This is a genomic window from Stappia sp. TSB10GB4 (genome assembly GCF_900185745.1).
Lineage (GTDB): Bacteria > Pseudomonadota > Alphaproteobacteria > Rhizobiales > Stappiaceae > Stappia.
The window spans coordinates 39,435-65,337 of sequence record NZ_FYAV01000030.1; the positions used below are offsets into that span (position 1 = coordinate 39,435).

Genomic DNA, 25,903 nt, shown 5'->3' on the forward strand with positions numbered 1-25,903 from the left:
GATGCTACCCCAACGCCAGGTCTGCGACGCGGGCAAGGGCCGCCTGCACGTCCGGGTCGTCGCTCAGCGGCTGCAGCAGCGCCGCCTCGATCGCCGGCGCCGGCTTCATCCCGGCATGGATCAAGGTGGCCGCATAGACCAGAAGCCGGGTCGAGGCGCCCTCGTCGAGATCCTGCCCCTTGAGGTCGCGCAGCGCGTTGGCGATGCGCACCAGCGGCACGCAGCGCTCCGCCGCAAGCCCGCTTTCGCTGGCGACGATGGCCGTTTCCGTCTGCGGGTCCGGATAGCCGAATTCCATCGCCACAAAGCGCTGGCGCGTGGAGGGCTTCAGCGATTTCAGCACGTTCTGATAGCCGGGATTGTAGGAGACGACGAGCATGAACTCGGGCGGCGCGACCAGCGTCTCGCCGGTGCGCTCCAGCGTGAGCGTGCGCCGGTCGTCGGTGACCGGGTGCAGCACGACGGTCACGTCCTTGCGGGCCTCCACCACCTCGTCGAGATAGAGGATGGCGCCTTCGCGCATTGCCCTCGTCAGCGGCCCATCGGCCCACACCGTCTCGCCGCCCTTCAGCAGATGGCGCCCGGTCAGGTCGGCGGCGGTGAGGTCGTCATGGCAGGCGACGGTGTAGAGCGGGCGGCCGAGGCGCGCCGCCATATGGGCGACGAAGCGGGTCTTGCCGCAGCCGGTGGGCCCCTTCAGCAGCACCGGCAACCGGTGGCGCCAGGCCTGTTCGAACAGCAGGCACTCGTCGCCGGCGGCTGCATAAAAGGGCAGGTCGGGGGCCGGGCTGCGGACGGCGGCGGAATGGGTCGCGGGGGTCATCGAAGGTCACTCCTTGAAGCGCCCGGTGAGGGCGCATCTGCAAAAGGGCGGAGAAGGCGAAGGGCCGGGCGCCGAGGGTGCGGCGCCCGGCCTTGTGTCACTCGGCAGCCTGCAGCGCGGCAGCGCGGTCCTGGCGAGCGACCCTGCGGCGTTCGCGGACGGGGCCGAACACCGCCCACAGGAACATCAGCGCGGCGATGACGACGAGGACGCCGGAGCCGAGGCGCACCCAGTAGAACGGAGCGATCTCGTCCTGCACCTCCATGTAGGACATGCCCATCACGCGCTGCAGATGGATCTGCACGGCCCCGGCGAAGGTCAGGGCGAAGGTCATCACGGTCATGGCGCCGCTCATCAGCCAGAAGGAGACGATGTTCAGCGTCTGGTGATAGGGCGCCTTGCCGCGAAGATAGGGCATGGCATAGGAGATCAGCGCCAGGTTCAGCATCACATAGGCGCCGTAGAAGGCGAGATGCCCGTGGGCGGCGGTGAGCTGCGTTCCGTGCGTGTAGTAGTTCACGAAAGACAGGGTGTGGAGGAAGCCCCACACGCCGGCCCCGAAGAAGGCGCCGACCGTGCAGCCGAGCGACCACAGCACCGCGGCCCGGTTCGGATGGTCCTTGCGGCCGCGGAACACCATCGTGAAGGCGAAGACCACCATCGCGAAGAACGGCGCGACCTCGAGCGCGGAGAAGATCGATCCGACCCACTGCCAGTAGCCGGGCGCGCCGATCCAGTAATAGTGGTGGCCGGTGCCGAGCAGGCCCGAGAACAGGGCAAGGCCGACGATGGAGTAGAGCCACTTCTCGATGACTTCCCGGTCGACGCCGGTCAGCTTGATCAGCAGGAAGGCAAGGACCGCGGCCATCACCAGTTCCCACACGCCCTCCACCCACAGATGGACGATGTACCACCAGTAGACCTTGTCGAGCGACAGGTTGTCCGGCGCGTAGAAGGCGAAGAGCCAGAACACGGCGATGCCCCACAGGCCGAGCAGAAGCACGCTGGTGACGGCGGTGCGCCGGCCCTTCAGCACGGTCATCGACACGTTGTAGAGGAAGATCAGCGCCACCACGACGATGGCGATCTTGATCCACAGCGGCTGCTCCAGGAACTCGCGCCCGCCATGGATGCCTTGCGTGTAGCCGATGACGGCGGCCAGCGCGCCGACCATCAGCAGCACGAGCTGCAGATAGGCGAGGAACGGGCTCTCGATCTCGCGCTCCGCCTCTTCCGGGATCAGGTAGTAGGCGCAGCCGAAGAAGCCCATCAGCAGCCAGACGATGAGCGCGTTGGTGTGGATCATGCGGATGATGTTGAACGGCATCAGTTCCGCGAGGGTATTCGGCAGGACGTAGACCGTACCGGCAAGGCCGCCGGCAAGGATCTGCACGCCGAACAGGACCATGGCACAGACGAAGTACCAGTAGGCCACTCTTTGGGAAGCGTATTTCATCGGGGTGTGCTCCTCAGCCCGCGTCGTTGGGCGGCCAGCCCTGCGTGTCGATCCGGCTCGTCCACTCGAGGAAGTCGACGAGGTCGTTCAGTTCTTGTTCGGTCAGGTGGAACTGGGGCATCTGGCGGCGGCCCTCGATGCCGGTCGGCTGCGCCTCCATCCAGGCGATCAGGCCCTCCCTTGCGCCTTCCGCATCGTCGCGGCCGCCGTAGCGGACCCAGACATTGCCGACCTCGGGCGCGAAATAGGCACCTTCCCCGAGGATCGAGTGACAGTTGATGCAGGAGTGCTTCTCCCAGACGTGCTTGCCGCGGATCACCGACGCGGTCATCGAGGCTTCGTCCGTGGAAGTGGTGACGATGTACCAATGACTGTGCGCGGTCAGGGCGACGAAGACGACGAAGAAGAAGATCGAACCACCGTAGAAGATGTTCCTGGCGGCCGACTTGGTGAAACGCTCGACCGGCGGTCGATGCGGCTCGCTTGGTCCGGACATGTATGCTCTCCAGTTTGCTGGCGGATGCCGACAGTGGAGAAAGAGCTAGGACCAAGCCCGCCGGCGGACGTTGTTCCAGCGCAAACTCTGCAGAAGCCACCTCGCCAAGAGTTTGCGGCGGCTCAAACTTCGCGCCGCGGGCGGCTGATAGGGTCCGCTCCAACAGGAGGCGCGAGCATGCATGACGACGTTGCGGGCGAGACGCCCGACGAGGGATGGGGGCCGCTCGACGGGTTGCCCGGCAATCCGATGATGTGGATCCTGATTCTCGGGGAACTCGCCGTCTTCGGCGCCCTGCTCGTCGGCTTCTCGGTGGCGCGGATGCTGAACCCGGTGGAGTTCGCCGCGGGACAGGCCGTGCTGGACGTGCGGCTCGGCGGCCTCAACACCTTGGTGCTGATCGCCAGCGGCTGGTGCGCGGCACTGGCCGTGCAGCGGCGCAGGAGCAACGGCTCGGGCCGCCCGCAACTCGTCGCGGCAATGGCGCTCGGGGCGGCGTTTCTCGTGGTGAAGGGGATCGAATACGCCGCCAAGCTCAAAGCCGGCCACGGTCCGGACAGCGGCACCTTCTTCGAACTCTACTATCTCGTCACCGGCTTCCATGCGCTGCATGTGGTCGCCGGTATCGTGCTGCTGGCCGTGGTCGCCTGGCGCAACAGCCTGGAGAACCTGGAGACCGGCACCGCCTTCTGGCACATGGTCGACCTGGTGTGGATCCTGGTCTTCCCCGTCGTCTACCTGATCGGCTGATCCTGATGGCCCGCCTGCATCTTGCCGCCGTTGCCCTGGCGCTGCTCGCCGTCGTCTCGCTCGAGGTTGCGGGCGGGTCGGCGCCCATACTCGTCTGGGCGATCCTCGCTCTGTCCATCGCCAAGGCGTGGATCGTGCTGACCGAGTTTCTCGGCCTGCGCGAGGCGCCGGCCGGTTGGCGCTACGGCCTCATCGCTCTCGTTGCCGCGTTGGGCGGCACCATCGGTGCCGTGTTCACGACGGCCCATCTCGTCGGCTGATCGCCCTTTCCCGCAACCGTCCTTGACGGCATTCTCCTCAAGCGAGGTCCCATGACAGGCAGGTCACACCCAATGGCACGCATCGGCATTCTCACCGTTTCGGACCGCGCCAGCGCCGGCATCTATGAAGATCGCAGCGGGCCGGCGGCGCTCGACTGGCTGCGGCAGCATCTTGTCGGCGATTGGGAGTTCGTCAGCCGCATCGTTCCCGATGGCGCCGACAGCGTCGCCGGCGCGATGCGTCACCTATGCGATGTGGAAGGCTGCGACCTGCTGCTGGTCACCGGCGGCACGGGACCGGCGCCGCGCGACGAGACGCCCGAGGCTCTGGCGCAGGTCGCGACGCGCTTTCTGCCCGGCTTCGGCGAGGCGATGCGGCGGGCGAACCTTGCCGAGGTGCCGACGGCGATCCTGTCGCGCCAGGAGGCGGCGGTGCGGGGGGCAAGCCTCATCATCACCCTGCCGGGCAAGCCGGCCAGCATCGCCACCTCGCTGAATGCGGTCTTCGCCGCCGTGCCCTATTGCCTCGATCTGATCGGTGCGGCGCGCATCGACACCGATCCGGCCCGCCTCAAGGCGTTCCGGCCGGCTGCGTCCTGACCGCATCCCGCGCGCCCGACCAGGCGACGCCGGTCGGCCCGTCGAGAAAGCCGTCGCAAAAGGCGCCACCCGGCGCATGCGGCAGCGCCTTGGCGCAGAACTCCTCCGCATCGATCCGGCCCGACGTCAGATCCGCGAACAGGTCGATGACCTCGAAGAAGCCGGTGGTCTGCGGCGACAGGCGCAGGCTGGCGACCCCTGCCTGGCGCAGGGACGGCAGGTGGTGGGCCATGTTGGCGCATTGGCCGGACAGGGTCTGCAAGCCGTTGATCGCCAGGAACTGCTGATCGTCGAGCGTGTCGACGGCCAGCCCGTCCGGGTCTTCGGCGCAGACGAACTGGCACTGGTCCTTGGCCCGGTCGTGATAGCGGGCATGGTAGCAGCGCCCGGAGATGGCGAGCGGCAGGCGCCCCCAGCCCCAGACCTCGACGGGCATGTCGGTGGCGGCGCAGATCCGCTGCACCGAGGCGACCGACAGTTCCGGCGGCAGACAGACGCCGACCGCGCCGCGCCGCTGGAGCACCGCCAGCGTGCCCTCATTGTAGACATTCACCAAGGGGCCGATCGAGAAGCGGGCGCCCTCCGGCAGATAGGCCAGCATGGTGAGGTCGTTGACCTCGACTTCCAGCTCCATCGCGGCGAGTTCGGCCGCCATGCGCCGCTCCCGTTTCAGCGGCGTGATGAGGGCAAGGCTGGTCAACGCCACGTCCTTGCCGCCGGCCACGAGCTGGGCGACCGCGTCCGGCAGCCGCGTCTGGTAGAAGGGCAGCCGCTTCGAGCAGACAAGCTCGCCGAGGACGACGCGGGAGATGCCGGGCGTTTCCGCGAGACGCTCGTAGAACGCGCTCCACAGGCCCGCGTCCCAGAAGCCCTGGATCGGGCCGACGGTCAGTTGCATGCCTTCATCTCCAGATCTTGTTGTAGGCCCCGGCCGTCGCCGCCTGTCCCTCGGTCAGCCGGGCGAGCGCTCCGACGGGCACCTCGCGGCCTTCCGCGAGCGCCTCGACCGCCTGGCGGAAGTTGCGCACCACCTGCGCGACATAGGCGCGCGAGCGCTGGCGGCCCTCGATCTTCAAGGCGGTGACACCGGCGCGGGACAGGGCGGGTAGGAGCTGCGAGGCGTCCAGGCTCGCCGGGTCCTCGAACACATAGCCGGTGCGCGCGCCGACCTTGAAGCAGCCCTTGCACAGGGTGGGATAGGGGGCGGGCGCCTGCGCCGGGGTGCGGTGGATGGTGTAGCCGCCAAGGCGCGCGGCGAGATCGCCGTCCTCCTCCACATAGGACACGTGGCTTGCCGGCGAGCAGACGCCGTTCATGTTCGGCGACTTGCCGGAGATGTAGGAGGACAGCGAGCACCGCCCCTCCGCCATGACGCAGAGCCCGCCGAACACGAAGACCTCCGTCTCCACGTCGATGTCGCGGTTGATGGTGGCGATCTCCTCGACGCTGAGCACCCGTGGCAGCACCACGCGCTTCACGTCGAAGGCGCTGGCATAGAAGTTGATGACATCCGGATTGGCGGCGGCCGCCTGCACGGAGAGGTGCCGGCGCAGCGCGGGATGGCGCTCGGCCGCGTGAGCGATCAGCCCGAGATCGGCGAGGATCGCCGCGTCCGCGCCGAGCGTTGCGGCATCGCTCACCGCCCGGTGCCACAGTTCCATCTCGCCGGCGCGCGGGAAGGTGTTGATGGCGATCAGCACCTTGGCGCCGCGCGCATGGGCATAGGCGATGCCCTCGGCCATTTCGCGGCGCGAGAAATTGAGGCCGGGAAAGTTGCGGGCATTGGTGTCGTCGGCGAAGCCGCAATAGATGGCGTGGGCGCCGGCATCGACCGCCACGCGCAGCGAGGCCGGTGTCCCGGCCGGGCAGACGAGTTCCATCATCGCACCGCTCCGGACCGGGTCAGCGGCACGCCGGTGGCCCGCTCCACCCCTTCGATCAGCCGCCGGGCCAGCCCGGACAGCGGACCGGCGAAGGACGCCAGTTCCTGACCGAGGTCGAGTTCCGCGTCGTCGATGGCGTTGCGTAGAGCCAGCACCGCGGAGGTGTCGCCCTCTACCGTGAGGTCGCGCGAGAAGAACAGGGCGTCGCCGTCCCAGACCCCATGAACGAGGCCGATCAGCACCGCAAGCGAGCCGGAGATTCGCGCATCGCCGGCTGGCGGGTCGCGGTGCAGGCTGACCACCGGCAGTTCGCGCGTCAGGTCGAGCAGGAAGGAGACGGGCACGTCGCTGGCGGTGAGCACGAACCGCGATCGGCGATAGGAGCCCAGACGTTCCAGAACCCCCGGATTGCGGGCGAGGATCTTGCGGGCAAGCCGCGTCAGCAGCATGTCGCCGGGAGGAGAGGGGGCCAGCCGGACACCGAGTGCGAGCAGCGGCGGCATTCGCGGGATCGCGCGGTGTTCCGGCAAAGGGGCGAGGGCTTCGGGCATGTGGCGCTCCCGGCAGGCGTGGCGGACAGCCCGCACCATAGAAGCGCGACCTGGCGCCGTTGTTGATCCGTATCAACTTCGCGGTCGATCGGCTTTGCTATGGCTCACCGGTTGCAACAGGAGCCGCCATGCGCCGTCTGCCAGCCTTTCCGGACCTTCGCAGCTTCCTTCGCTGGTGCGACGCGGCCGGCGAATTGCGCACCCTCGGCCATCCGGTGTCGCTGGTCGAGGAGGTCACCGCGATCCATCGCAAGGTACTGCTGGCGGGCGGCCCGGTCCTTCGATTCGACCGGCCGGTCTCGGCGGACGGGACGGTGTCCGACATCCCGCTCGTCGCCAATCTCTTCGGCACCCGGCGCCGCGTCGCGGCCGGCCTTGGCATCGAGCCCGCCGATATCCCGGCGCTTGGCGCGTTTCTCGCGGCTCTGCGTGCTCCGGTGCCCCCGCAGGGCGTCAGCGATGCGCTGTCGCGCTGGCCGCAGATGGCGGCGGCGCTGCGCGCCCGTGTCAGGGTGGTGGGTCAGGGCGTCTCGCAGGAAGAGCGGATGAGCGAGCCGGATCTGTCCCGCCTGCCGGTGCAGACCTGCTGGCCGGGAGACGCGGGTCCGCTGATGACCTGGCCGGTGGTGCTGACCCGCGACGCGGGGTCGCAGGCGAGCGACAGCGGGCGCTACAATGCCGGCATCTACCGGGCGCAGGTGCTGGTAAAGGACCGCCTGATCCTGCGCTGGCTGCCGCATCGGGGCGGCGCCGCCCACCATCGGAGCTGGCAGCGCCAGGGCGAGCCGATGCCGGTCGCCATCGCCCTTGGCGCCGATCCGGCAACGCTGCTGGCGGCCGCCCTGCCGCTGCCGGAGACCGTGTCGGAGATTGCCTTTTCCGGCGTCCTGCGCGGGGCCCGCACCTCGCTCGCGCCGGCCGTCTCCGTGCCCATGCTGGTTCCCTCGAGCGCCGAGATCGTGGTGGAGGGCTGGGTGCATCCGCACGAGACGGCACCGGAAGGCCCGTTCGGCGACCACACCGGCTATTACAACTCGGTCGAGCCCTTCCCGGTGATGCGGGTGAGCGCGATCACCCATCGCCGCGATCCACTCTACCTCTCCACCTGGACCGGCCGCCCGCCGGACGAGCCCTCGATCATCGGCGAGGTGTTCAACGATCTCGCGCTTCCCGTCATCCGCCAGCAGATCCCGGAAGTGGTGGACCTGTGGCTGCCGCCCGCCGCCTGCTCCTATCGGATCGCGGTGATCGCGATCGACAAGCGCTATCCCGGCCAGGCGCGCCGGGTGATGCTCGCCCTGTGGGGCCTGCTGCCGCAGTTCAGCTACACCAAGATGATCTTGGTGGTGGACGCCGACATCGACCCGCGCAACTGGGACGATATCGCCTGGGCGCTGGCGACCCGCTACGACCCGGCGCGCGACACGATGCAACTCGACCGCACGCCGATGGACTATCTCGACTTCGCCTCGCCGCTGGAAGGGCTTGCCGGCAAGATCGGCCTCGACGCGACGGTGAAGATCGGGTCCGAGACGGCCCGCGCCTTCGGCGAGGTGATGCGCCTGTCGCCGGAGGCGGAGAGCGCGGCCGAGCGCATCCTGAAAGCGGAGGGGCTGGCATGACCCGGGTGGTGCTTGGCGTCTCCGGCGCGTCCGGGGCAATGCTGGCGCTCGCCTGCGCCCGTCATCTCGCCCGGCGGGGCGCGTCGATCGATCTCGTGGTCAGCGCCGGGGGAGAGCGGACGTTTGCGTTGGAGGACGGTCTTGCCGCGCGGGCGGAGCTGTCCGCCCTGGCCGCGCGCGAGCATGCCATTGGCGATATCGGGGCGCAGATCGCCTCCGGCTCCTGTCCGGTTGCCGGCATGATCGTCGCGCCGTGTTCGATGCGCTCGCTCAGCGCTATTGCCCATGGCCTCGACGACAACCTGTTGACGCGCGCGGCCTCCGTCCAGCTCAAGGAGCGCCGGCCACTGGTGCTGCTGGCGCGGGAGGCGCCGCTGTCGCTCGTGCACCTGCGCAATATGGTGCTGGCGACCGAGGCCGGTGCCATCATCCTGCCACCGGTGCCTGCCTTCTATCTGCAGCCCGCCTCGCTGGCCGACGCGGTGGCCGAGATCGCCGCGCGGGCCGTCGATCTGCTGCGGCTGGGACCGGCTGAGGCGCGGCGCTGGCAACCGGCCGGCCCGCACATGTGAGCTGCGGGCGGCGTCTCGGCTGTTTCGCAGCCTTGGGGTTTCGGGTTAACCTCCTGTCAGTCCGGGATTTGGCAAAAGAGGGGAACCTCCTCCGCACGGTGCGGCAGACCCTGGCGACGAAAGACCTCGCGTGATCATTCCCTGCATCCTGTCCGGTGGCTCCGGTTCGCGGCTCTGGCCGCTGTCGCGCTCCGCCCGTCCCAAGCAGTTCCTTCCGATCTTCGATGGCGAGAGCCTGTTCCAGAAGACGCTGAAGCGCTTCGCCGGCCCTGCCTTCGCCGCCCCCATCGTCATCGCCAATTCCGAGCACCGCTTCCTTGTCGGCGAGCAGATGGCCGAGGCCCGCGTCCCCGCCGATGAGGCTGCCATCGTGCTGGAGCCGGTCGGCCGCAATACGGCGGCCCCCGCCGCCATCGCCGCGCTGTTGGCGCAGGCGCGCGACCCGGACGCGCTGGTGCTGCTGGCGCCCTCCGACCATCTGCTGCGCGATACGGACGCCTTCGCCGCCGCCGTCGAGCGCGCGCTTCCGGCCGCAAGGGCCGGGCGCATCGTCACCTTCGGCATCAAACCGTCCGAGCCCAACACCGGCTATGGCTATATCCGCCTGGCGGAGGCCGGCGAGGGGCCGTGTGCCGTCGAGGCCTTTGTCGAGAAGCCGGACCTTGCGCGCGCCCGCGCGTTTCTTGATGCCGGAACCTATGTCTGGAATGCCGGCATCTTCCTGTTCTCCGCCCGCGCCATGCTGGAGGAGTTCGCGCGCCACGCGCCCGAGGTCCTTGACCGGGTGCGCGAGGCGCTGGGCGCGGCGACCCGCGACCTCGACTTCCTGCGCCTCAATGCCGGGCTGTTCTCCAAGGTGCCGAACATCTCCATCGACTATGCGATCATGGAGAAGTCGGAGCGGATTTCCTGCGTGCCGATGGAACCGGGCTGGAGCGATCTGGGTTCCTGGTCGGCGGTATGGGAAGCATTCGAGAAATCCGATGACGGCAACAGCGTTCTGGGCGAGGCGCGTTTCGTGAAGGCACGGGACAATCTCGTCGTCAGCGACGGCGCGCTGGTCTCGGTGGTCGGTCTCGACCACGTCATGGTGGTTGCGACCAAGGACGCCGTCCTCGTCGCCGACAAGGCCCATGCCCAGGACGTCAAGTCCGTGGTAGAGGGGCTGCAGGCGGAAGGGCGCCGCGAGACGCGCGAGCATCGACGCCTGTACCGGCCCTGGGGCTGGCGCGAGGAGATCGCCGTCGGCGGCCGCTTCCAGGTGCAGGAAATCGAGATCAAGCCGGGCGAGAGCATGTCCCGGCAAAGCCATGTCAACCGGGCCGAGCACTGGGTGGTGGTCTCCGGCACGCTTGCCGTCGAGATCGACGGCGAGACCCGGTTGATGACCGAGAACCAGTCGGCTTACGTTCCGGTCGGCGCCCGCCATCGCCTCGCCAATCCGGGCCGGGTGCCGGCGCGTGTCATAGAAATCCAGTCGGGCGCCTATATAGGCGACGACGACATTATCCGTTACGACGAGGCGGGAGCGCCCCTTTCGCCGGAGTAGGTCCGGGTTCGCCGTCCAGTCCCGCCTATGCCGCCCCGCATCAGATCCTGAGGAAGACACATGCTGCCAGTGCCCGTCGCCGAACTGAAGCCGAACACCTATGCCTACGAGTCCCGGCCCATGGTGAAGGCCACCGGTTTCCGCGAATACGATGCCCGCTGGCTGTTCGAGAAGGAAATCAACCTCATGGGGATGCAGGCCCTCGGCATGGGCATTGCGACCCTGATGCACGAGCGCGGCGTGCGCCCCGACATCGTCGTCGGCCATGATTTCCGCGGCTATTCCGCCTCGATCAAGATGGCGCTGGTCACCGGCCTGATGGCCGGCGGCGTGCGCGTCCACGACATCGGCCTTGCCCTGTCGCCGATGGCCTATTTCGCGCAGTTCACCCTCGACGTGCCGGCGGTCGCCATGGTCACCGCCTCGCACAACGACAATGGCTGGACCGGCGTCAAGATGGGCATCGAGCGCCCGATGACCTTCGGCCCGGACGAGATGGGGCGACTGAAGGAGATCGTGCTCACCGCGAGCTTCCGCGAAGGCTCCGGCAGCTACCGCTTCGTCGAGAACTTCCCCGAGCAGTATATCGCGGACCTGACCAACCGGCCGCGCCTCTCCCGTCCCATCAAGGTCGTCGCCGCCTGCGGCAACGGCACGGCCGGCGCCTTCGCGCCGCGTGTCCTTGAGGCGCTGGGCGCCGACGTCATCCCGCTCGACTGCGAACTCGACCACACCTTCCCGCGCTACAATCCCAATCCGGAGGACATGAAGATGCTTCATGCGCTCCGCGACAAGGTGCTGGAGAGCGGCGCCGAGGTGGGGCTCGGCTTCGACGGCGACGGCGACCGCTGCGGCGTCGTCGACAACGAGGGCGAGGAGATCTTTGCCGACAAGGTCGGCGTGATGCTTGCCCGCGATCTGTCGGCGCTGCATCCCGGCTGCCGCTTCGTCGTCGACGTCAAGTCGACGGGCCTCTTCGCCACCGATCCGGTGCTGCAGCAGAACGGCGCGGTGACCGATTACTGGAAGACCGGCCATTCCTATATCAAGCGCCGCGTCAACCAGTTGGACGCGCTGGTCGGCTTCGAGAAGTCCGGCCATTATTTCTTCAACGCGCCGATCGGCCGGGGCTACGACGACGGTCTCGTCTCGGCCATCGCCATCCTCGACATGCTGGATCGCAACCCGGACCGGTCGATGGCGGATCTGCGCCGCGCGCTGCCGCGCACCTGGGGCTCGCCGACCATGTCGCCGCACTGTGCCGACGAGATCAAATACGAGGTCGTAGAGCGGGTGGTGGCGCGCTTCACGGCGATGAAGGAGCGCGGCGAGACGATTGCCGGCCACGGCATTGCCGATCTCGTCACCGTCAACGGCATTCGCGTCGTCGCCGAGGACGGCACCTGGGGCCTTGTGCGCGCCTCGTCCAACAAGCCGGAACTCGTCGTCGTGGTGGAAAGCCCGGTCTCCGAGGAGCGGCTGCACGCCATGTTCAAGGCGGTCGACGCGGTGCTGCGGGAGAATCCGGAAGTCGGCGACTACAACCAGACGCTCTGACGCGGCGTCGGCGGTCTTTTGGAAGGAGGAGGCGGTGGTGCGCGCGACACGGTCCGAGGATCCTGCCTCCGAACTGATGGTGGTTCGCGAGCGGCTGAAGAACTGGCTCGTGCGCGACGCCCTGCCGCTCTGGGCGAGAGCGGGCTACGACGAGGCGAGTGGACGCTTCGCCGAAAGCCTGACGCTGGAAACGGCGCAGCCCTCGTCTGCACCGGCGCGTCCGCGCGTCCCGCCCCGGCAGATCTATTCCTTTATCGAGGGGGCGCGGCTCGGTTGGCCGGGGCCGGCGGCGGATATCGCGCGCCGGGGGCTCGCCGCGTTCCACGAGGATTTCCTCCAGGCCGATGGCAGCCTGCGGCCGAGGACAGCGGACGGGTCGCGCCCCTTCGACCTTTATGACCAGGCCTTTGCCCTGTTCGCCTATGCCAGCATCGCCGGGGCCGTTGCCGGCCTGCGCGAGCAGGTCGTCGCGGATGCCCGGCGGCTGCGCGATCTGCTGGTCGAGACGCTCGGCCACCCGGACGGAGGGTTCGAGGAAGACGTTCCCCGCCGCCTGCCGCTGCGGGCCAACCCGAACATGCACCTGTTCGAGGCGGCGCTCGCCTGGGCGCATCTGTCGGGCAGCCCGCGCTGGGGCGAGATGGCGCGCTCTATCGCCGACCTTGCCCTGCACCGCTTCATCGATCCCGACCTCGGCGTGCTGCGCGAGTATTTCGACGGCGACTGGTCGCCGGCTGCGGGCGAGGCCGGACACAAGGTCGATCCGGGGCACCTCTTCGAATGGTGCTGGCTGCTGACCACATGGGGCCGCCGCGCCGGCCGGGAGGATGCGCTCGCGGCTGCCGCGCGGCTGTATGCCGCCGGGACCAGGCACGGCATCTGTCCCGATCGCGGCGTCGTCATGCTGGAGATCGGCGACGACCTCACCCCGCGCGAGCCGGTCGCGCGGCTGTGGTCCCAGACGGAATGGCTGAAGGCGTCGCTGGTGATGATGGAAGAGGCGCGCGAGGCCGGGGACGCTGCGCGTGAACGCGAGGCCGCCGCCGCCGCCGTCGCCGCCGCTGCTGCCGTCGAGCGCTATCTCGATGTCCAGCCGCGCGGTCTCTGGCGCGACCGCCTTGCCGCGGACGGGCGTTTCATCGAGGAACCGGCACCGGCGAGTTCCCTCTACCATCTCGTCTGCGCCATCGCCGAGCTCAACCGGGTCTGCGGCTGAGCGGCCGTCGGCGCGATATCACGGAAGTTTCACGAAGCTGGTGGAGAGTGCCGCAAGGAGAAGCCGGAGCAGGGTGCTTGCGGGAGTGAACGATGCAGGTGGCGGGCTGGACATCGACCTCGGCAGACTTGCCGGTTTCCGGATCTTGCTGTTCTGTCGGACAATAGGAGCGCGGCCGCCCTCGAGCGGCCGGGGTCAACGAAGAAGCGGGTGTTCCGGTGTGCGGACCAGGTGTTGAGGAAATCGTCGTTGCGTGTACCGCCGATGAGGATGTCTGGCGCCGGCAGGCGTGCGACGGCCTGGCGGAACGGTTGCGGGAGATGACGGGGGCCGGGGTCCGGGTCTCGGACCAGGCGGCCGGCGCAGGGATACTGCTAGTGGCGGTGGAATGGGTGCGATCCGCCGACACGTTCGTGATGGCGCGGCTGTCCTGGCGGAAGGACGGGGAGACGGTTGCCGTCGCCGGGCCGGTGATCGAATTCTCCGTGAACGACAGGCAGGTCAGGCTCTCCGACGCGGGGCCTTTCGGGCGGGTGTTGGCGGACAGCTTCCTTAAAGATTGATATTGAGCGAGTATCCGATTCGTATGGATTTGGAGCCCCGGTAAGGGCCGAGAGGGTGAAAGAACATGTGCGATCTCTGTGCGATGACCTATCGGGATCCTGAAGTTCCCGTTGTTGCTGGCTATAGCTGCGACGAGACATTCTCTCCCGGCGCCGACTTCGCGGTGATCACGGAGGGGGCCGACGCCGCCGCCAACACCTCTACCTCCTATACGATCAATGTCGGCGACAGTTTCAACGGAACCATTGGCTTCAACGGAGATCGCGACTGGGTACGTGTCGCGCTTGAAGCGGGGCAGACCTACAACATCGCTCTCAACGCGGCGAGCGGCAGCTCCCTCGATGCCTATCTGCGCGTCCACAATTCGGTCGGTACCGAGGTCGCCTTCAATGACGACGGCGGCGCGGGAACGAACTCCGCACTCTCCTTCACCGCATCGGCCAGCGGGTACTACTATCTGAGCGCCGGCGCGTGGAACGATTTCTCGACGGGTGCCTATACGATGTCGATCGCGGCGGCTCCGCCGATGCCGGTCTTCACCAACGACCAGATCGCTGCGCAACTGACCGACGGCTATTGGAACTCGACCGGACGCTCGCAGCGGTCCTTCGACGTGTCGGCCGGCGGCACGTTGACCGTGAACATCACCGGGCTTACGACCGAAGGCCAGTATCTTGCGACCCAGGCCCTGGCCGCCTGGACCAACGTGACCGGGATCAACTTCAGCTTCATCACCGGTTCGGCGCACATCACCTTCGACGACAACGACAGCGGCGCCTACAACCAGTCGACGACCAGCGGCAGTCGCATTCTTTCGTCCTTCGTGAACGTCTCGACAGCGTGGCTGGCGAACTCCGGCACGACGATCGACAGCTATTCCTTCCAGACCTACATCCACGAGATTGGTCATGCGCTGGGGCTTGGGCACGCCGGCAACTACAACAGCTCGGCGACCTACGGCCTAGACAATCACTACAGGAACGATTCCTGGCAGGCCACGGTCATGTCGTACTTTGACCAGGTCGAAAACACGTATATCGATGCGAGCTACGCCTATATCATCACGCCGATGATTGCGGACATCATCGCGATCCAGAATCTCTACGGAACTCCAGCCAATATTCGCACCGGCAACACGACATATGGCAATGCATCCACCGCCGGGGGCTACATCGACAACTTCGTCAGTTTCGGCAACAACGTCGCCATGACCATCTACGACAATGGCGGCATCGACACGATCAACTTCAGCGGAGAGAGCGCCAACCAGCTCATCGACCTTCGCCCGGAGCATTATTCGAATGTCGCCGGCCTGATCGGCAATCTCGCCATCGCTCGTGGCACCATCATCGAGAACGCGGTCGGCGGATCCGGCAATGACACGCTGATCGGCAACAGCGCCAACAATGTTCTGAATGGCGGTGCGGGCGCGGACACGATGATCGGTGGCGCGGGCAACGATACGTATTACGTGGACAATGTCGGCGATACGATCACTGAACTCGCGGGCGAGGGCATCGACACGGTGATCAGCTCGATCTCGTTCGAGCTTTGGCGCCACAGCCAGCATCTGGAGAACCTGACGCTGACCGGATCGGCGAACCTGTTTGCGACCGGCAACATGCAGGCAAACGTCATCCGGGGCAATTCCGGCAACAACTGGATCGACGGGGCGCAGGGCGCCGACACGATGATCGGCGGGGCGGGCAACGACACCTATATCGTCGACAATGTCGGCGACACGATCATTGAACTCGCGGGCGAGGGCATCGACACGGTGATCAGCTCGATCTCGTTCGAGTTGTGGCGTCACAGCCAGCATCTCGAGAATCTGACGCTGACCGGAACGGCGAATCTGACCGGCATCGGCAACATTCAGAACAATGTGATCCGTGGCAATTCCGGCAACAACTGGATCGACGGGGCACAGGGCGCGGACACGATGATCGGCGGTGCGGGCAATGACACCTATGTGGTGGACAATGTCGGCGACACGATCATTGAGCTTGCGGGCGAGGGCATCGACACGGTGATCAGCTCGATCTCGTTCGAGCTTTGGCGCCACAGCCACCACCTCGAGAACCTGACGCTGACGGGGACAGCGAACCTGTCGGGCATCGGCAACATGCAGGCGAACGTCATCCGTGGCAATTCCGGCAATAACTGGCTTGACGGTGCCCAGGGCAACGACATTCTGACCGGCGGTGCCGGTGCCGACACCTTCGTCTTCCTGTCGGCCGGGGATATCGACACGATCACCGATTTCGAGGCGGGGATTGACACGATCCGGATCGGCCTCGGGGTGACGAATTTTTCGCAAGTGACGGTGACGGATGTGGGGGCGGACACGCACCTGACCTTCGGTTCCAACACGATCATCCTGCAGAACTTCGATCACGCGCTCGTCTCGGCCAGCGACTTCGCCTTCGTGTGACCGAGGGATAGAGCGAGCGCCCGGCGGAGGAGAACTCTCGTCGCCGGGGCTTGCCGCGCCTTAAAGCCTGTGCGACACGAAACGGCATGCGGACCCTCCTCCGCATGCCGTTTCTCTTTCATCGAACCGACCGAGATCCGATCATGGCCGCGGACACCGCCCCTTCCGACGCCCTTGCCAGCCTGTGCGCCCGCCTTGCCGACCGCTCCGCCGTCATCGGCGTCATCGGCCTCGGCTATGTCGGCCTGCCGCTCGCCTTGCGCTTTTCGCAGATCGGCCACCCCATCGTCGGCTTTGACGTCGATCCGGCCAAGATCGCAAGGCTCAACGCGGATCGCGGTTTTCCCCGCTATGTCGGCAACCGGCGCGAGGAGGTGCGGTTCGCCGGCCCCTTCGAGGCGACGACGGACTTCGCGCGCGCGGCCGACTGCGATGCGCTGATCATCTGCGTGCCGACGCCGCTCGGCCGCTTCCACGATCCGGATATCGGCTATATCCTCGATGCCGCCCGCGCCATCCGCCCGCATCTGCGGCCCGGCCAGGTCATCGCGCTGGAATCGACCACCTATCCCGGCACCACCGAGGACGACATGCTGCCGGCGATGGCGCGTGAGGATCTGGTGGTCGGCAAGGACGTCTTCGTCGTCTACTCGCCCGAGCGCGAGGATCCGGGCAATGCCCGCTATGGCATCCGCGAAATCCCCAAGGTGGTGAGCGGCGTCACCCCCGCCTGCCTGGCCGCGGCCGAGGCGCTCTACGGCTCGGCCGTCGACCAGCTCGTGCCGGTCTCCTCGACCCGCGTTGCCGAGATGACCAAGCTGCTGGAGAACATCCACCGGGCGGTCAATATCGGCCTCGTCAACGAGATGAAGACGCTCGCCGACCGCATGGGCATCGACATCTTCGAGGTTATCCGCGCCGCCGCCACCAAGCCCTTCGGCTTCACCGCCTTCTATCCCGGCCCCGGCGTCGGCGGCCACTGCATCCCGGTCGATCCGTTCTATCTGACCTGGAAGGCGCGCGAATACGGCCTGCACACCCGCTTCATCGAGCTGGCCGGCGAGATCAACCGCTACATGCCGGACTTTATCGTCGAGAAGCTGATGGACGCGCTGAACGGCCACCGCAAGGCGCTCAACGGCGCCAGGGTGCTGGTGCTCGGCGCCGCCTTCAAGAAGAACATCGACGACATTCGCGAGTCGCCGAGCCTGATGGTGATGGAGCGGATCGTCGCGCGGGGAGGGGAACTCACCTATGCCGACCCCTTCGTGCCGCAGCTCTCGCTGGAAAGCGGCCATGCCTTCGCATCCGTCGAGGTGGATGCCGAGACCATCGCGCGCCAGGATGCCGTCGTCATCGCCACCGATCACGACGCCTTCGACTACGCGATGATCCTCGACAGGGCGAAGCTGGTGGTCGACACGCGCGGCCGCTACCCGGCGAGCGAGCCGAAAGTGACGCGCGCCTGAGGCCATGCCAGACGCCGGCATGCCCGCCATGCCGGCCGTGACGATTGTATTTTCCCCGCCGGTCGGCTAACCCACGCAACGACATGTTGCGGGCGGCTCTGCGGTTCCTCGCCCGGCGACCAAATCAGAACGGGACATCTGTGATGTACGAAGCCATCGATCCGAATCCCAATTTTCCCAAGCTCGAGGAAGACATCCTCAAGTTCTGGCAGGAAAACCGGATTTTCGAGATTTCGGTGGAGAGCCGCCGCAACCAGGACGGGGCGGGCGAATACATCTTCTATGACGGCCCTCCCTTCGCCAACGGCTTGCCGCATTACGGGCACCTGGCCACCGGCTTCGTCAAGGACCTGATCCCGCGCTACCGCACCATGCGCGGCGACTGCGTCGAGCGCCGCTTCGGCTGGGACTGCCACGGCCTGCCGGCGGAGCTGACGTCGGAGAAGGAACTCGGCATCTCGGGCCGCAACGAGATCCTCGAATACGGCATCGGCAAGTTCAACGAGCACTGCTCGGTCTCGGTCATGCGCTTCACCAACGAGTGGCGCTACTATGTCGAGCGCCAGGGCCGCTGGGTCGACTTCGAGAACGACTACAAGACCATGAACCTCTCCTTCATGGAGAGCGTGATCTGGGGCTTCAAGCAGCTCTGGGACAAGGGGCTGGTCTATCGCGGCTACCGCGTCGTGCCCTATTCCTGGGCCGTGCAGACGCCGCTGTCGAACTTCGAGACGCGCCTCGACAACTCCTATCGCGAGCGCCAGGACCCGGCGCTGACCGTCGGCTTCCTGCTCAAGGGCGAGCGCTTCGCCTCGGTGCCGACGCGCCTGCTCGCCTGGACGACGACGCCCTGGACCCTGCCGTCGAACCTTGCGCTGGCCGTGTCGCCGGATCTCGACTACGCGATCCTGGAAAAGGACGGCGTGCGCGTGATCCTCGCCGAGGCGGCGCTGGAGCGCTACGAGCGTGAGTTCGGCGAGTGGCAGACGGTCGGCGCGCTGACCGGCGCGGAGCTGGCCGGCACCGCTTATGAACCGCTCTTCCCCTATTTCAAGGGCACGGAGAACGCCTTCGCCGTGCTTGCCGCCGCTTTCGTCGAGGCCGGCGACGGCACGGGCTGCGTGCACATCGCGCCGGGCTTCGGCGAGGACGACTTTGAGCTCGCCCGCGACCGCGGCATCCCGCTGGTCGTGCCTGTCGACGAGGCCGGCAACTTCACCGCCGAGGTCGCCGACTATGCCGGCCAGAACGTCATCGAGGCGAACAAGGACATCATCCGCGACCTCAAGGCGCGCGGCGATACCGTCTATCGCCACGAGACCTATCTGCACGACTATCCCCACTGCTGGCGTACCGACACGCCGCTGATCTACAAGGCGATCGACGCCTGGTATGTCGCCGTCTCGCAGTTCAAGGACCGGATGGTCGAGCTCAACCAGCAGATCGACTGGATCCCTTCGCATGTGCGCGACGGCCAGTTCGGCAAGTGGCTGGAGAATGCCCGCGACTGGAACATCTCGCGCAACCGCTTCTGGGGCTGCCCGATCCCGGTCTGGGTGAGCGACGATCCGAACCATCCGCGCATGGATGTCTACGGCTCGCTGGAGGAGCTGGAGCGCGACTTCGGCGTCAAGGTGGACAACCTGCACCGGCCGATGATCGACGAGCTGGTGCGTCCGAACCCGGACGATCCGACCGGCAAGGCGATGATGCGCCGCGTGCCGGAAGTGCTCGACGTGTGGTTCGATTCCGGCTCGATGCCCTTCGCCCAGCAGCACTATCCGTTTGAGAACAAGGAGCATTTCGAGCGGAACTTCCCGGCCGACTTCATCGTCGAATATGTCGCCCAGACCCGCGGCTGGTTCTACACGCTTATGGTCCTGTCGACGGCGATCTTCGACCGTGCGCCGTTCCGCAACGCGGTCTGCCACGGCGTGGTGCTGGACGAGAACAAGCAGAAGCTGTCCAAGCGGCTGCAGAACTATCCGGACCCGGTCGGCGTCTTCAACACCTATGGCGCCGACGCCTTGCGCTGGTACATGCTGTCCTCGCCGCTGCTGGTCGGCGGCGACCTGGCGGTCGCCAAGGACGGCCGCGGCATCGCCCAGGCGCTGCGCCAGGCGATCATCCCGATCTGGAGCGCCTATTACTTCTTCACGCTCTACGCCAATGCCGACCAGTACCAGGCACAGGTCCGTTTCGACCAGAAGGGCCTCCTGGACCGTTATATCCTCGCCAAGACCCGCGAGCTGATCGAGCAGATCGAGGGCTCGCTCGACGCCTATGATATCCCCGCCGCCTATTCGCATGTGCCGGGCTATATCGACGCGCTCAACAACTGGTACATCCGCCGCTCGCGGTCGCGCTTCTGGGGCGAGGATCTCGACGACGACAAGCGCGACGCGCTCGACACGCTCTACACGGTGCTGACGCACCTGATGCGCGTGCTGGCGCCGATGATGCCCTTCGTCACCGAGCGCATCTACAAGGGCCTGACGGGCGAATTGTCCGTGCATCTGGCCGACTGGCCGGAGGCGGCCAGGATGCCGAGCGATTCCGATCTCGTGCGCCGGATGGACCTGATCCGCGACGTCTGCAACTCGGTGATGTCGCTGCGCGAAGCCAAGCGCCTGCGTGCCCGTCTGCCGCTGAAGACGCTGACCGTCGCCCATGCGGACATCGAGGATCTGCGCCCCTATTCGCAGCTCATCGCCGACGAGGTCAACGTCAAGGAGCTGGTGCTGGAGGCCGATCCGCTGTCGGTCGGCGAGCACAGCCTGGTGGTCAAGCCGCAGATCGGCAAGCGCCTGGGCCAGAAGATGAAGGAGGTGATGACCGCCTCCAAGACCGGCAACTGGACGCTGCGGCCCGACGGCATCGTCGAACTGGCCGGGGTCGAACTGCCGCCCGAAGACTACACCATGCGGGTCATGGCGCCGGAAGGGTCGGACACCGGCCTCTTCGATGCCAGCCGCGGCGTGGTGGTGATGGACACGCGGATCTATCCGGAGCTGGAGCGCGAGGGTTATGCCCGCGACGTGGTCCGCCTTATCCAGCAGACCCGCAAGGACGGCGGCCTGCAGGTGACCGACCGCATCCGCCTCAACCTGATGCTGCCGGAGGCGCTGGTCCAGGCGGTGGAGGAGCACCGCGCCCGCATCGCCCAGGACACGCTGGCGCTGGAGCTGACCATCGGCGGCGCGCTGGACGGCGCCTTCCGCGCCGCGCACGAGGTCGGCGGCAGCGAGATCGCCATCGAGATCGTCAAGGCGGACGCCTGATCGCGGGGACGCCGGGACTGCAAATGAAGAAGGGGCGGAGCGACCGGAACGTCGCTCCGCCCCTTTCGTTTGTCGTTGCTGGGGCGGTGCGAACGCGCGGCGGGACTGCCTGGGTCGAGGCGAGCAGGCTCCGGCGGCGGGGGCTTGGCGCAGTCCGGCGGGGGACCGCAAAACGGGGATAGGCGTCACCGGCGGCGGGGGATAAGCGGCGAAACGAGATTGAGAACGGTGTCTCGAAATTTTGCGCCGCCGTTCGGAATTTTCGATTTATATCGTTGATATACTTAGGTTATTTTAGCCGGATTGCTCGCGCAAATTTCGAGACGGATTTTGCAAAAATCGCTCTCGAAATCGGCCGAAATTGAGACGGTGGACCAAATCGGCCGGATGGCGCGACATGTCGGGCGATCGGCCTGACCGGCGATGGACCTGGCCAGTGATCGACCTGACCGGCGATCTACCTGGCCGGCGATGGACCTGGCCGGCGATGGACCTGCCCGGCGTCTTCCCGGGCAAGCGAAGCGCGACCCGGGACCGGAGAGCCGAGGGCCTATGGGGTGCGCGCCCGGCCGTTCCCACGAACGTTCGTGGCTCTCCGGTCCCGGATCGTCGGCCTTCGGCCTCGTCCGGGAAGACGCGGGGAGAGGCATGTGCGACAAATATCCGTTGAGGGTGCCAATGGATCCCGGCTCTGCGCTGCGCGCGGCCGGGATGACCGCCGAGGAGGAGGCAGCGCCGTGGCTCCTCGGTCCGGCCGGGATTGACGTCCGAGGAGGAGGCGGTGCCTCACATCCTCTCGGCCGTCACCCCGGGCAAGCGGAGCGCGACCCGGGGCCTATTGGTTGCCAGAGCGGCGGCGTTGGTACGCCGCGCTTCCCATCAAGGACACTTCGCAGGATCGCACGACCAACGACGCCTCACGCCGGCTGAGGGCGCCAATGGATCCCGGCGCTCCGGCTTCGCCTGCGGCCGGGATGACGGCCGAGGAGGAGGCAGTGCCGTGCCTCCCCGGTTCCGGCTCGCGCTTCGCTTGGCCGGAATAACGAAAAGGAAGGCCGGCGCAAAGCAGCCGGTCTCCAGAGCTCCCCCTAAAGCCGGACCGGCTGGCCGCTCTGTGCCGAGAGCGTTGCCGCATCGGCGAGCCGCTGCGCCATCAGCCCGTCATGCCCGCTCGGCGAGGGGGCGGCGGTGCCGCGGGCGCAGTCGATGAAGGCGGAAAGCTGCAGCCGATAGGCTTGGGCATAACGCTCCAGGAAGAAGTTCTGCACCGGATCGGCGGTGAAGCCCGACGCGGTCGCCAGTTCCACCGTGGTCTCGTGCTGGTTGCCGGCGCGCAGCAGGCCGAGCGAGCCGTGCACCTCCACCCGCTGGTCGTAGCCATAGGTGGCGCGGCGCGAGTTGGAGATCTGGCAGATCCTGCCGCGCGCGGTCTTCAGCAGCACCGCGGCGGTGTCGACATCGCCCGCCTTGCCGATCTCAGGGTCGACAAGGGCGGAGCCGACCGCGTGCACCTCCACCGGCTCGTCGCCGAGCAGGAAGCGCGCCATGTCGAAGTCGTGGATCATCATGTCGCGGAACAGGCCGCCGGAGCGCTCGATATAGGAGACCGGCGGCGGGGAGGGGTCGCGCGACAGGATCGTCACCAGCTCGACCTCGCCGATGCGCCCCTCCGCGATGCGGGCGCGCAGGGAGGCGAAGTTCGGATCGAAGCGGCGGTTGAAGCCGATGAACAGCGGCACGCCGGCCGCCTCCACCACCTCAAGCACGCCTTCGATGCGCTGCGCCGACATGTCGACGGGCTTTTCGCAGAAGATCGCCTTGCCGGCCCTGGCGGCGCGCTCGATGAAATCCGCGTGCGTGTCGGTCGGCGAGGCGATCAGCACCGCGTTCGAGCCCTTGCCCTCCAGCGCCTCGTCGAGCGAGATCACCGGCGCGCCGAGGCGCGTTGCAAGGGTCGCGGCGGCGACCTCCATCGCATCGCAGATGCCGGCCAGTTTGACGTCGTTGGTCTGCGCCGCGCGCGCGGCCAGGTTGGCGGCGTGGATCTGGCCGATCCGCCCCGCGCCGATGACTGCTACTGACAGCAAGGCTCCCCTCCTTTCAGGGAATGTTTATTCCATATTGACGCGATCATAGAATTTGCGTTTCATTGATGCAAGATCGCGCAGGCCGGTGGCGAGTGAGATCCGGGCGTTACGCACCGGTTTTTGCCGTCCCGCAGGTGCGACGCTGTCGCAGGGAGGCGATGCGATGACCAGTCCGGACGGTTCGCTTGGCGTCGGTCTCATCGGCACCGGCTATATGGGCAAGTGCCACGCGCTGGCCTGGAATGCGGTGCGCGCCGTCTTCGGCGATGTCGCGCGTCCGAGGCTGGAGATGCTGGCAGAGGTCAGCGAGGATCTGGCCCGCCAGCGCGCCTTGGCCTTCGGCTTTGCCCGCGCAACGTCCGACTGGCGGGCGCTGGTGAACGATCCGGCGGTCGATGTGGTGTCGATCACGACGCCGAATGCGTTCCACCCGGAAATGGCGATCGCCGCGTTGCAGGCCGGCAAGCATGTGTGGTGCGAAAAGCCGATGGCGCCGGCGCTTGCCGATGCGCAAGCCATGCTGGCGGCGGCGCGCGGCAGCGGGCGCATCGCCGTGCTCGGCTACAATTACATCCAGAACCCGGCCTTTCGCGAGATCACCCGGATGATCGGCGACGGCGCCATCGGCGAGCCCATCCAGTTCCGCGCCGAGATGGACGAGGACTTCATGGCCGATCCGGAGCAGGCTTTCTTCTGGAAGAGCGAGGCGAGTTCCGGCTACGGCGCGCTCGACGATTTCGCCGTGCATCCGCTGTCGCTGGCGCATCGGCTGTTCGGCAAGGCCGAGCGGGTGTTCTGCGACATGGCGAAACCCTATGCCACCCGGCCGCTGGCCGAGGGCGGCCGCCGCGCCGTGGAAACCCACGACATGGCCAACGTCCTGCTGCGCTTTTCCGGTGGGTTGCAGGCGAGCCTCCTGGTCAACCGTTCGGCCTGGGGCCGCAAGGGCCGCATCGCGCTGCAGGTCTTCGGCTCGAAGGGCTCCATCCTCTACGATCAGGAGCGGATGAACGAGATCGAGCTCTACCGCGCGACCGGCGACCCCGCGCGCCAGGGCTATACCCGCATTCTGGCTGGCCCCGCGCATCCGCCCTATGCCAGCTTCGTGCCGGCGCCGGGCCATGGCCTCGGCTTCAACGATCTCAAGGTGATCGAGTGCCGCGAGCTGATCCGCCTCATTCGCGGCGAGCCGGCTAGCCTCATCACCTTCGAGGAAGGTATCGAGATCGAGCGCACGGTGCATGCCGCCGCCCGGTCCTTCGCAAGCGGCGGCTGGGAGGAGGTCGGCTGATCAGCCTGCCAGCGCGCGGATCTCGCGGGCTTCGGACAGCGCTTGCCTCAGCACCGCATCGACCTGCGGCCCGCCCATCTGGCTGACGTTGAAGCGCATGAAGGCAGGTAGCGTCTGCGCCGCGCTGAAGGCGTTGCCCGGCGCCAGCACGATTGCCCGCTTCAGCGCGGCACGGGCAACGTCCGCCGCGTCCAGCTCTTCCGGCAGCCGGCACCACAGGTAGAAGCCGCCGCGCGGCTCCAGCCAGGGGGTGATGCCGAGCGCGCCGAGCCGCAGGGCCACCTGCCGCCGCGCCTTGGCAAGGCGGCCGCGCAGGGCCGCGACATGCTTGCGATAGCCGCCGTCGGCCAGCACGCAGCGCAGCAGCTCCGCCGCCATCGGGCTCGGCCCGCCGAAATTCGTCGCCACCTGCAAGTCGATCAGCGCCGAGATCCAGTCGGGGCGGGCGGCGATATAACCGCAGCGCGCCGAGGCCGACAGCGTCTTGGAAAAGCTGCCGATGCGGATCACCCGCTCCAGCCCGTCGAGTGCGGCAAGGCGGGGGGAGGGCTCCGGCTCGAAGGCGGCGAAGATGTCGTCCTCGATGATGGTGAGGTCGTGCTGGGCGGCCAGCACCAAGAGGCGGTGCGCCACGGGCGCGGAGAGGGTCGCGCCGGTCGGGTTGTGCAGGGCGGAGTTGGTCAGGTAAAGCCGCGGCTTCGTCCGCGCCAGAGCTTCCTCGAACCGCTCCGTGTCGGGGCCTTGCGGAGTGTAGGGAACACTGATGATCCGTACCTGATGCGCCCGCAGCAGGGCCTGGAAGTTGAAATAGCAGGGATCGTCGACCAGCACCGTGTCGCCGGGGCGCAGCAGCAGCCGGCAGATCAGGTCCATTGCCTGCGTCCCCGAACCGGTCAGCAGGATGCGGTCGGGCGACACCTCCAGCCCCTGCTCGGCAAGATCGCGGGCGATCAGCCGGCGCAGTTCGCCCTGTCCTTGCGCGCTGCCATAGTCGGCGAGCGTTGCCGCCTCCACCCGCGACAAGCTGCGCAGGGCGCGGCGCAGGGCATCCGTCGGCATCCACTCGGCCGGCATCCAGCCGCAGCCGGGCTTGGGCGCGGCGGGATCGGCATCCAGCGCCTGCCGCGAGATCCAGAACGGATCGATGGCCCGGTCGAGCTTTGCTCCCGCCGTGGCGACCTGCAAGGGCGGCGGCGTGCCCAGCACGAAGAAGCCGGAGCCACGCCGGGCTGTGATCAGCCCGTCGGCCGCCAGCCGGTCATAGGCCTCGACGACGGTCGACGGCGAGACCTGCAGGGAGGCGGCGAGCCCGCGGATCGACGGCAGCCGCTCGCCCGGCGCCAGCGCCCGCGTCTCGATCCGCCGGCGGATCGTCGCCATCACGGTTTGCGTGCGGGTGCCGCGGGTCATTCTGTCGCCATCTGTATGGTCTTCCGGATCGG

21 protein-coding genes are annotated in these 25,903 nt (G+C 67.3%); 13 read left to right on the forward strand and 8 right to left on the reverse strand.

Annotated elements, in window-relative coordinates; genetic code table 11:
* Positions 1-4: 4 nt before the first annotated feature.
* The 3 genes from TSB10GB4_RS04460 to TSB10GB4_RS04470 form a co-directional block, all read right to left on the reverse strand.
* Positions 5-823, reverse strand: coding sequence for a CbbQ/NirQ/NorQ/GpvN family protein (locus tag TSB10GB4_RS04460; RefSeq protein ID WP_186394724.1), 819 nt, complete (start codon positions 821-823; stop codon positions 5-7).
* Between the two features lie 97 nt (positions 824-920).
* The gene (locus TSB10GB4_RS04465) at positions 921-2,279 is read right to left on the reverse strand and encodes a cbb3-type cytochrome c oxidase subunit I (RefSeq protein WP_186389777.1); all 1,359 of its coding nucleotides are present in this window, start codon (positions 2,277-2,279) and stop codon (positions 921-923) included.
* A 13-nt stretch (positions 2,280-2,292) separates the two neighbouring features.
* Entirely contained in the window at positions 2,293-2,775 is a 483-nt protein-coding gene (locus tag TSB10GB4_RS04470) for a cytochrome c (protein WP_186394725.1), read from the reverse strand.
* A gap of 177 nt (positions 2,776-2,952) precedes the next feature.
* On the opposite strand from TSB10GB4_RS04470, the gene TSB10GB4_RS04475 reads away from it, so the two are divergent.
* The 3 genes from TSB10GB4_RS04475 to mog all read left to right on the forward strand — a co-directional run bounded on the left by TSB10GB4_RS04475 (position 2,953) and on the right by mog (position 4,385).
* Positions 2,953-3,525 carry a cytochrome c oxidase subunit 3 family protein gene (locus TSB10GB4_RS04475; RefSeq protein ID WP_186389775.1) on the forward strand — a complete coding sequence of 191 codons (573 nt, stop codon included), beginning with the start codon at positions 2,953-2,955 and terminating at the stop codon, positions 3,523-3,525.
* A gap of 5 nt (positions 3,526-3,530) precedes the next feature.
* A complete protein-coding gene (locus TSB10GB4_RS04480; RefSeq protein ID WP_186394726.1) occupies positions 3,531-3,785 on the forward strand; it encodes a cytochrome C oxidase subunit IV family protein in 255 nt (84 codons plus the stop codon).
* A gap of 72 nt (positions 3,786-3,857) precedes the next feature.
* Positions 3,858-4,385 (forward strand): molybdopterin adenylyltransferase, encoded by a 528-nt coding sequence (gene mog, locus TSB10GB4_RS04485; protein ID WP_186394727.1) that lies wholly within the window; start codon positions 3,858-3,860, stop codon positions 4,383-4,385.
* Here mog and TSB10GB4_RS04490 read toward each other — a convergent pair.
* Genes TSB10GB4_RS04490 through TSB10GB4_RS04500 form a run of 3 tightly spaced genes read right to left on the reverse strand, consistent with a single transcriptional unit; the run spans position 4,357 to position 6,819 of the window.
* Positions 4,357-5,283 carry a U32 family peptidase gene (locus tag TSB10GB4_RS04490; protein WP_186394728.1) on the reverse strand — a complete coding sequence of 309 codons (927 nt, stop codon included), beginning with the start codon at positions 5,281-5,283 and terminating at the stop codon, positions 4,357-4,359. The two genes, mog and TSB10GB4_RS04490, sit on opposite strands and share 29 nt — an antisense overlap.
* A 4-nt stretch (positions 5,284-5,287) precedes the next feature.
* On the reverse strand, positions 5,288-6,265 hold the full coding sequence (locus tag TSB10GB4_RS04495; protein WP_186394781.1) for a peptidase U32 family protein: 978 nt from the start codon (positions 6,263-6,265) through the stop codon (positions 5,288-5,290).
* The gene (locus TSB10GB4_RS04500) at positions 6,265-6,819 is read right to left on the reverse strand and encodes an SCP2 domain-containing protein (protein ID WP_208984433.1); all 555 of its coding nucleotides are present in this window, start codon (positions 6,817-6,819) and stop codon (positions 6,265-6,267) included. The genes TSB10GB4_RS04495 and TSB10GB4_RS04500 overlap by 1 nt, the downstream gene beginning before the upstream one ends.
* A 128-nt stretch (positions 6,820-6,947) precedes the next feature.
* On the opposite strand from TSB10GB4_RS04500, the gene TSB10GB4_RS04505 reads away from it, so the two are divergent.
* From TSB10GB4_RS04505 to ileS, 9 genes are all read left to right on the forward strand, one after another.
* Positions 6,948-8,441 carry a UbiD family decarboxylase gene (locus TSB10GB4_RS04505; protein ID WP_186394729.1) on the forward strand — a complete coding sequence of 498 codons (1,494 nt, stop codon included), beginning with the start codon at positions 6,948-6,950 and terminating at the stop codon, positions 8,439-8,441.
* A complete protein-coding gene (locus TSB10GB4_RS04510; protein WP_186394730.1) occupies positions 8,438-9,013 on the forward strand; it encodes a UbiX family flavin prenyltransferase in 576 nt (191 codons plus the stop codon). The genes TSB10GB4_RS04505 and TSB10GB4_RS04510 overlap by 4 nt, the downstream gene beginning before the upstream one ends.
* A gap of 130 nt (positions 9,014-9,143) precedes the next feature.
* Positions 9,144-10,562: a mannose-1-phosphate guanylyltransferase/mannose-6-phosphate isomerase gene (locus TSB10GB4_RS04515; RefSeq protein WP_186394731.1), complete on the forward strand. Its 1,419-nt coding sequence runs from the start codon at positions 9,144-9,146 to the stop codon at positions 10,560-10,562.
* A 60-nt stretch (positions 10,563-10,622) separates the two neighbouring features.
* Positions 10,623-12,119, forward strand: coding sequence for a phosphomannomutase/phosphoglucomutase (locus TSB10GB4_RS04520; RefSeq protein WP_186394732.1), 1,497 nt, complete (start codon positions 10,623-10,625; stop codon positions 12,117-12,119).
* 37 nt (positions 12,120-12,156) lie between these two features.
* Positions 12,157-13,335 carry an AGE family epimerase/isomerase gene (locus TSB10GB4_RS04525; RefSeq protein WP_186389767.1) on the forward strand — a complete coding sequence of 393 codons (1,179 nt, stop codon included), beginning with the start codon at positions 12,157-12,159 and terminating at the stop codon, positions 13,333-13,335.
* Positions 13,336-13,655: 320 nt separating this feature from the next.
* Positions 13,656-13,898 carry a hypothetical protein gene (locus tag TSB10GB4_RS04530; protein WP_208984435.1) on the forward strand — a complete coding sequence of 81 codons (243 nt, stop codon included), beginning with the start codon at positions 13,656-13,658 and terminating at the stop codon, positions 13,896-13,898.
* 65 nt (positions 13,899-13,963) lie between these two features.
* Positions 13,964-16,333 (forward strand): M10 family metallopeptidase C-terminal domain-containing protein, encoded by a 2,370-nt coding sequence (locus tag TSB10GB4_RS04535; protein ID WP_186394734.1) that lies wholly within the window; start codon positions 13,964-13,966, stop codon positions 16,331-16,333.
* A 143-nt stretch (positions 16,334-16,476) separates the two neighbouring features.
* Positions 16,477-17,802 carry a nucleotide sugar dehydrogenase gene (locus TSB10GB4_RS04540; RefSeq protein WP_186394735.1) on the forward strand — a complete coding sequence of 442 codons (1,326 nt, stop codon included), beginning with the start codon at positions 16,477-16,479 and terminating at the stop codon, positions 17,800-17,802.
* 143 nt (positions 17,803-17,945) lie between these two features.
* The gene (gene ileS, locus TSB10GB4_RS04545) at positions 17,946-21,083 is read left to right on the forward strand and encodes an isoleucine--tRNA ligase (RefSeq protein WP_186394736.1); all 3,138 of its coding nucleotides are present in this window, start codon (positions 17,946-17,948) and stop codon (positions 21,081-21,083) included.
* 1,088 nt (positions 21,084-22,171) lie between these two features.
* Here ileS and iolG read toward each other — a convergent pair.
* The gene (gene iolG, locus TSB10GB4_RS04550; protein ID WP_186394737.1) at positions 22,172-23,170 is read right to left on the reverse strand and encodes an inositol 2-dehydrogenase; all 999 of its coding nucleotides are present in this window, start codon (positions 23,168-23,170) and stop codon (positions 22,172-22,174) included.
* Positions 23,171-23,333: 163 nt separating this feature from the next.
* Here iolG and TSB10GB4_RS04555 point away from each other — a divergent pair, with 163 nt between their 5' ends.
* On the forward strand, positions 23,334-24,461 hold the full coding sequence (locus TSB10GB4_RS04555) for a Gfo/Idh/MocA family protein (RefSeq protein ID WP_186394738.1): 1,128 nt from the start codon (positions 23,334-23,336) through the stop codon (positions 24,459-24,461).
* On the opposite strand, the gene TSB10GB4_RS04560 is transcribed toward TSB10GB4_RS04555, so the two are convergent.
* On the reverse strand, positions 24,462-25,871 hold the full coding sequence (locus tag TSB10GB4_RS04560; RefSeq protein WP_186394739.1) for a PLP-dependent aminotransferase family protein: 1,410 nt from the start codon (positions 25,869-25,871) through the stop codon (positions 24,462-24,464).
* Positions 25,872-25,903: the final 32 nt, after the last annotated feature.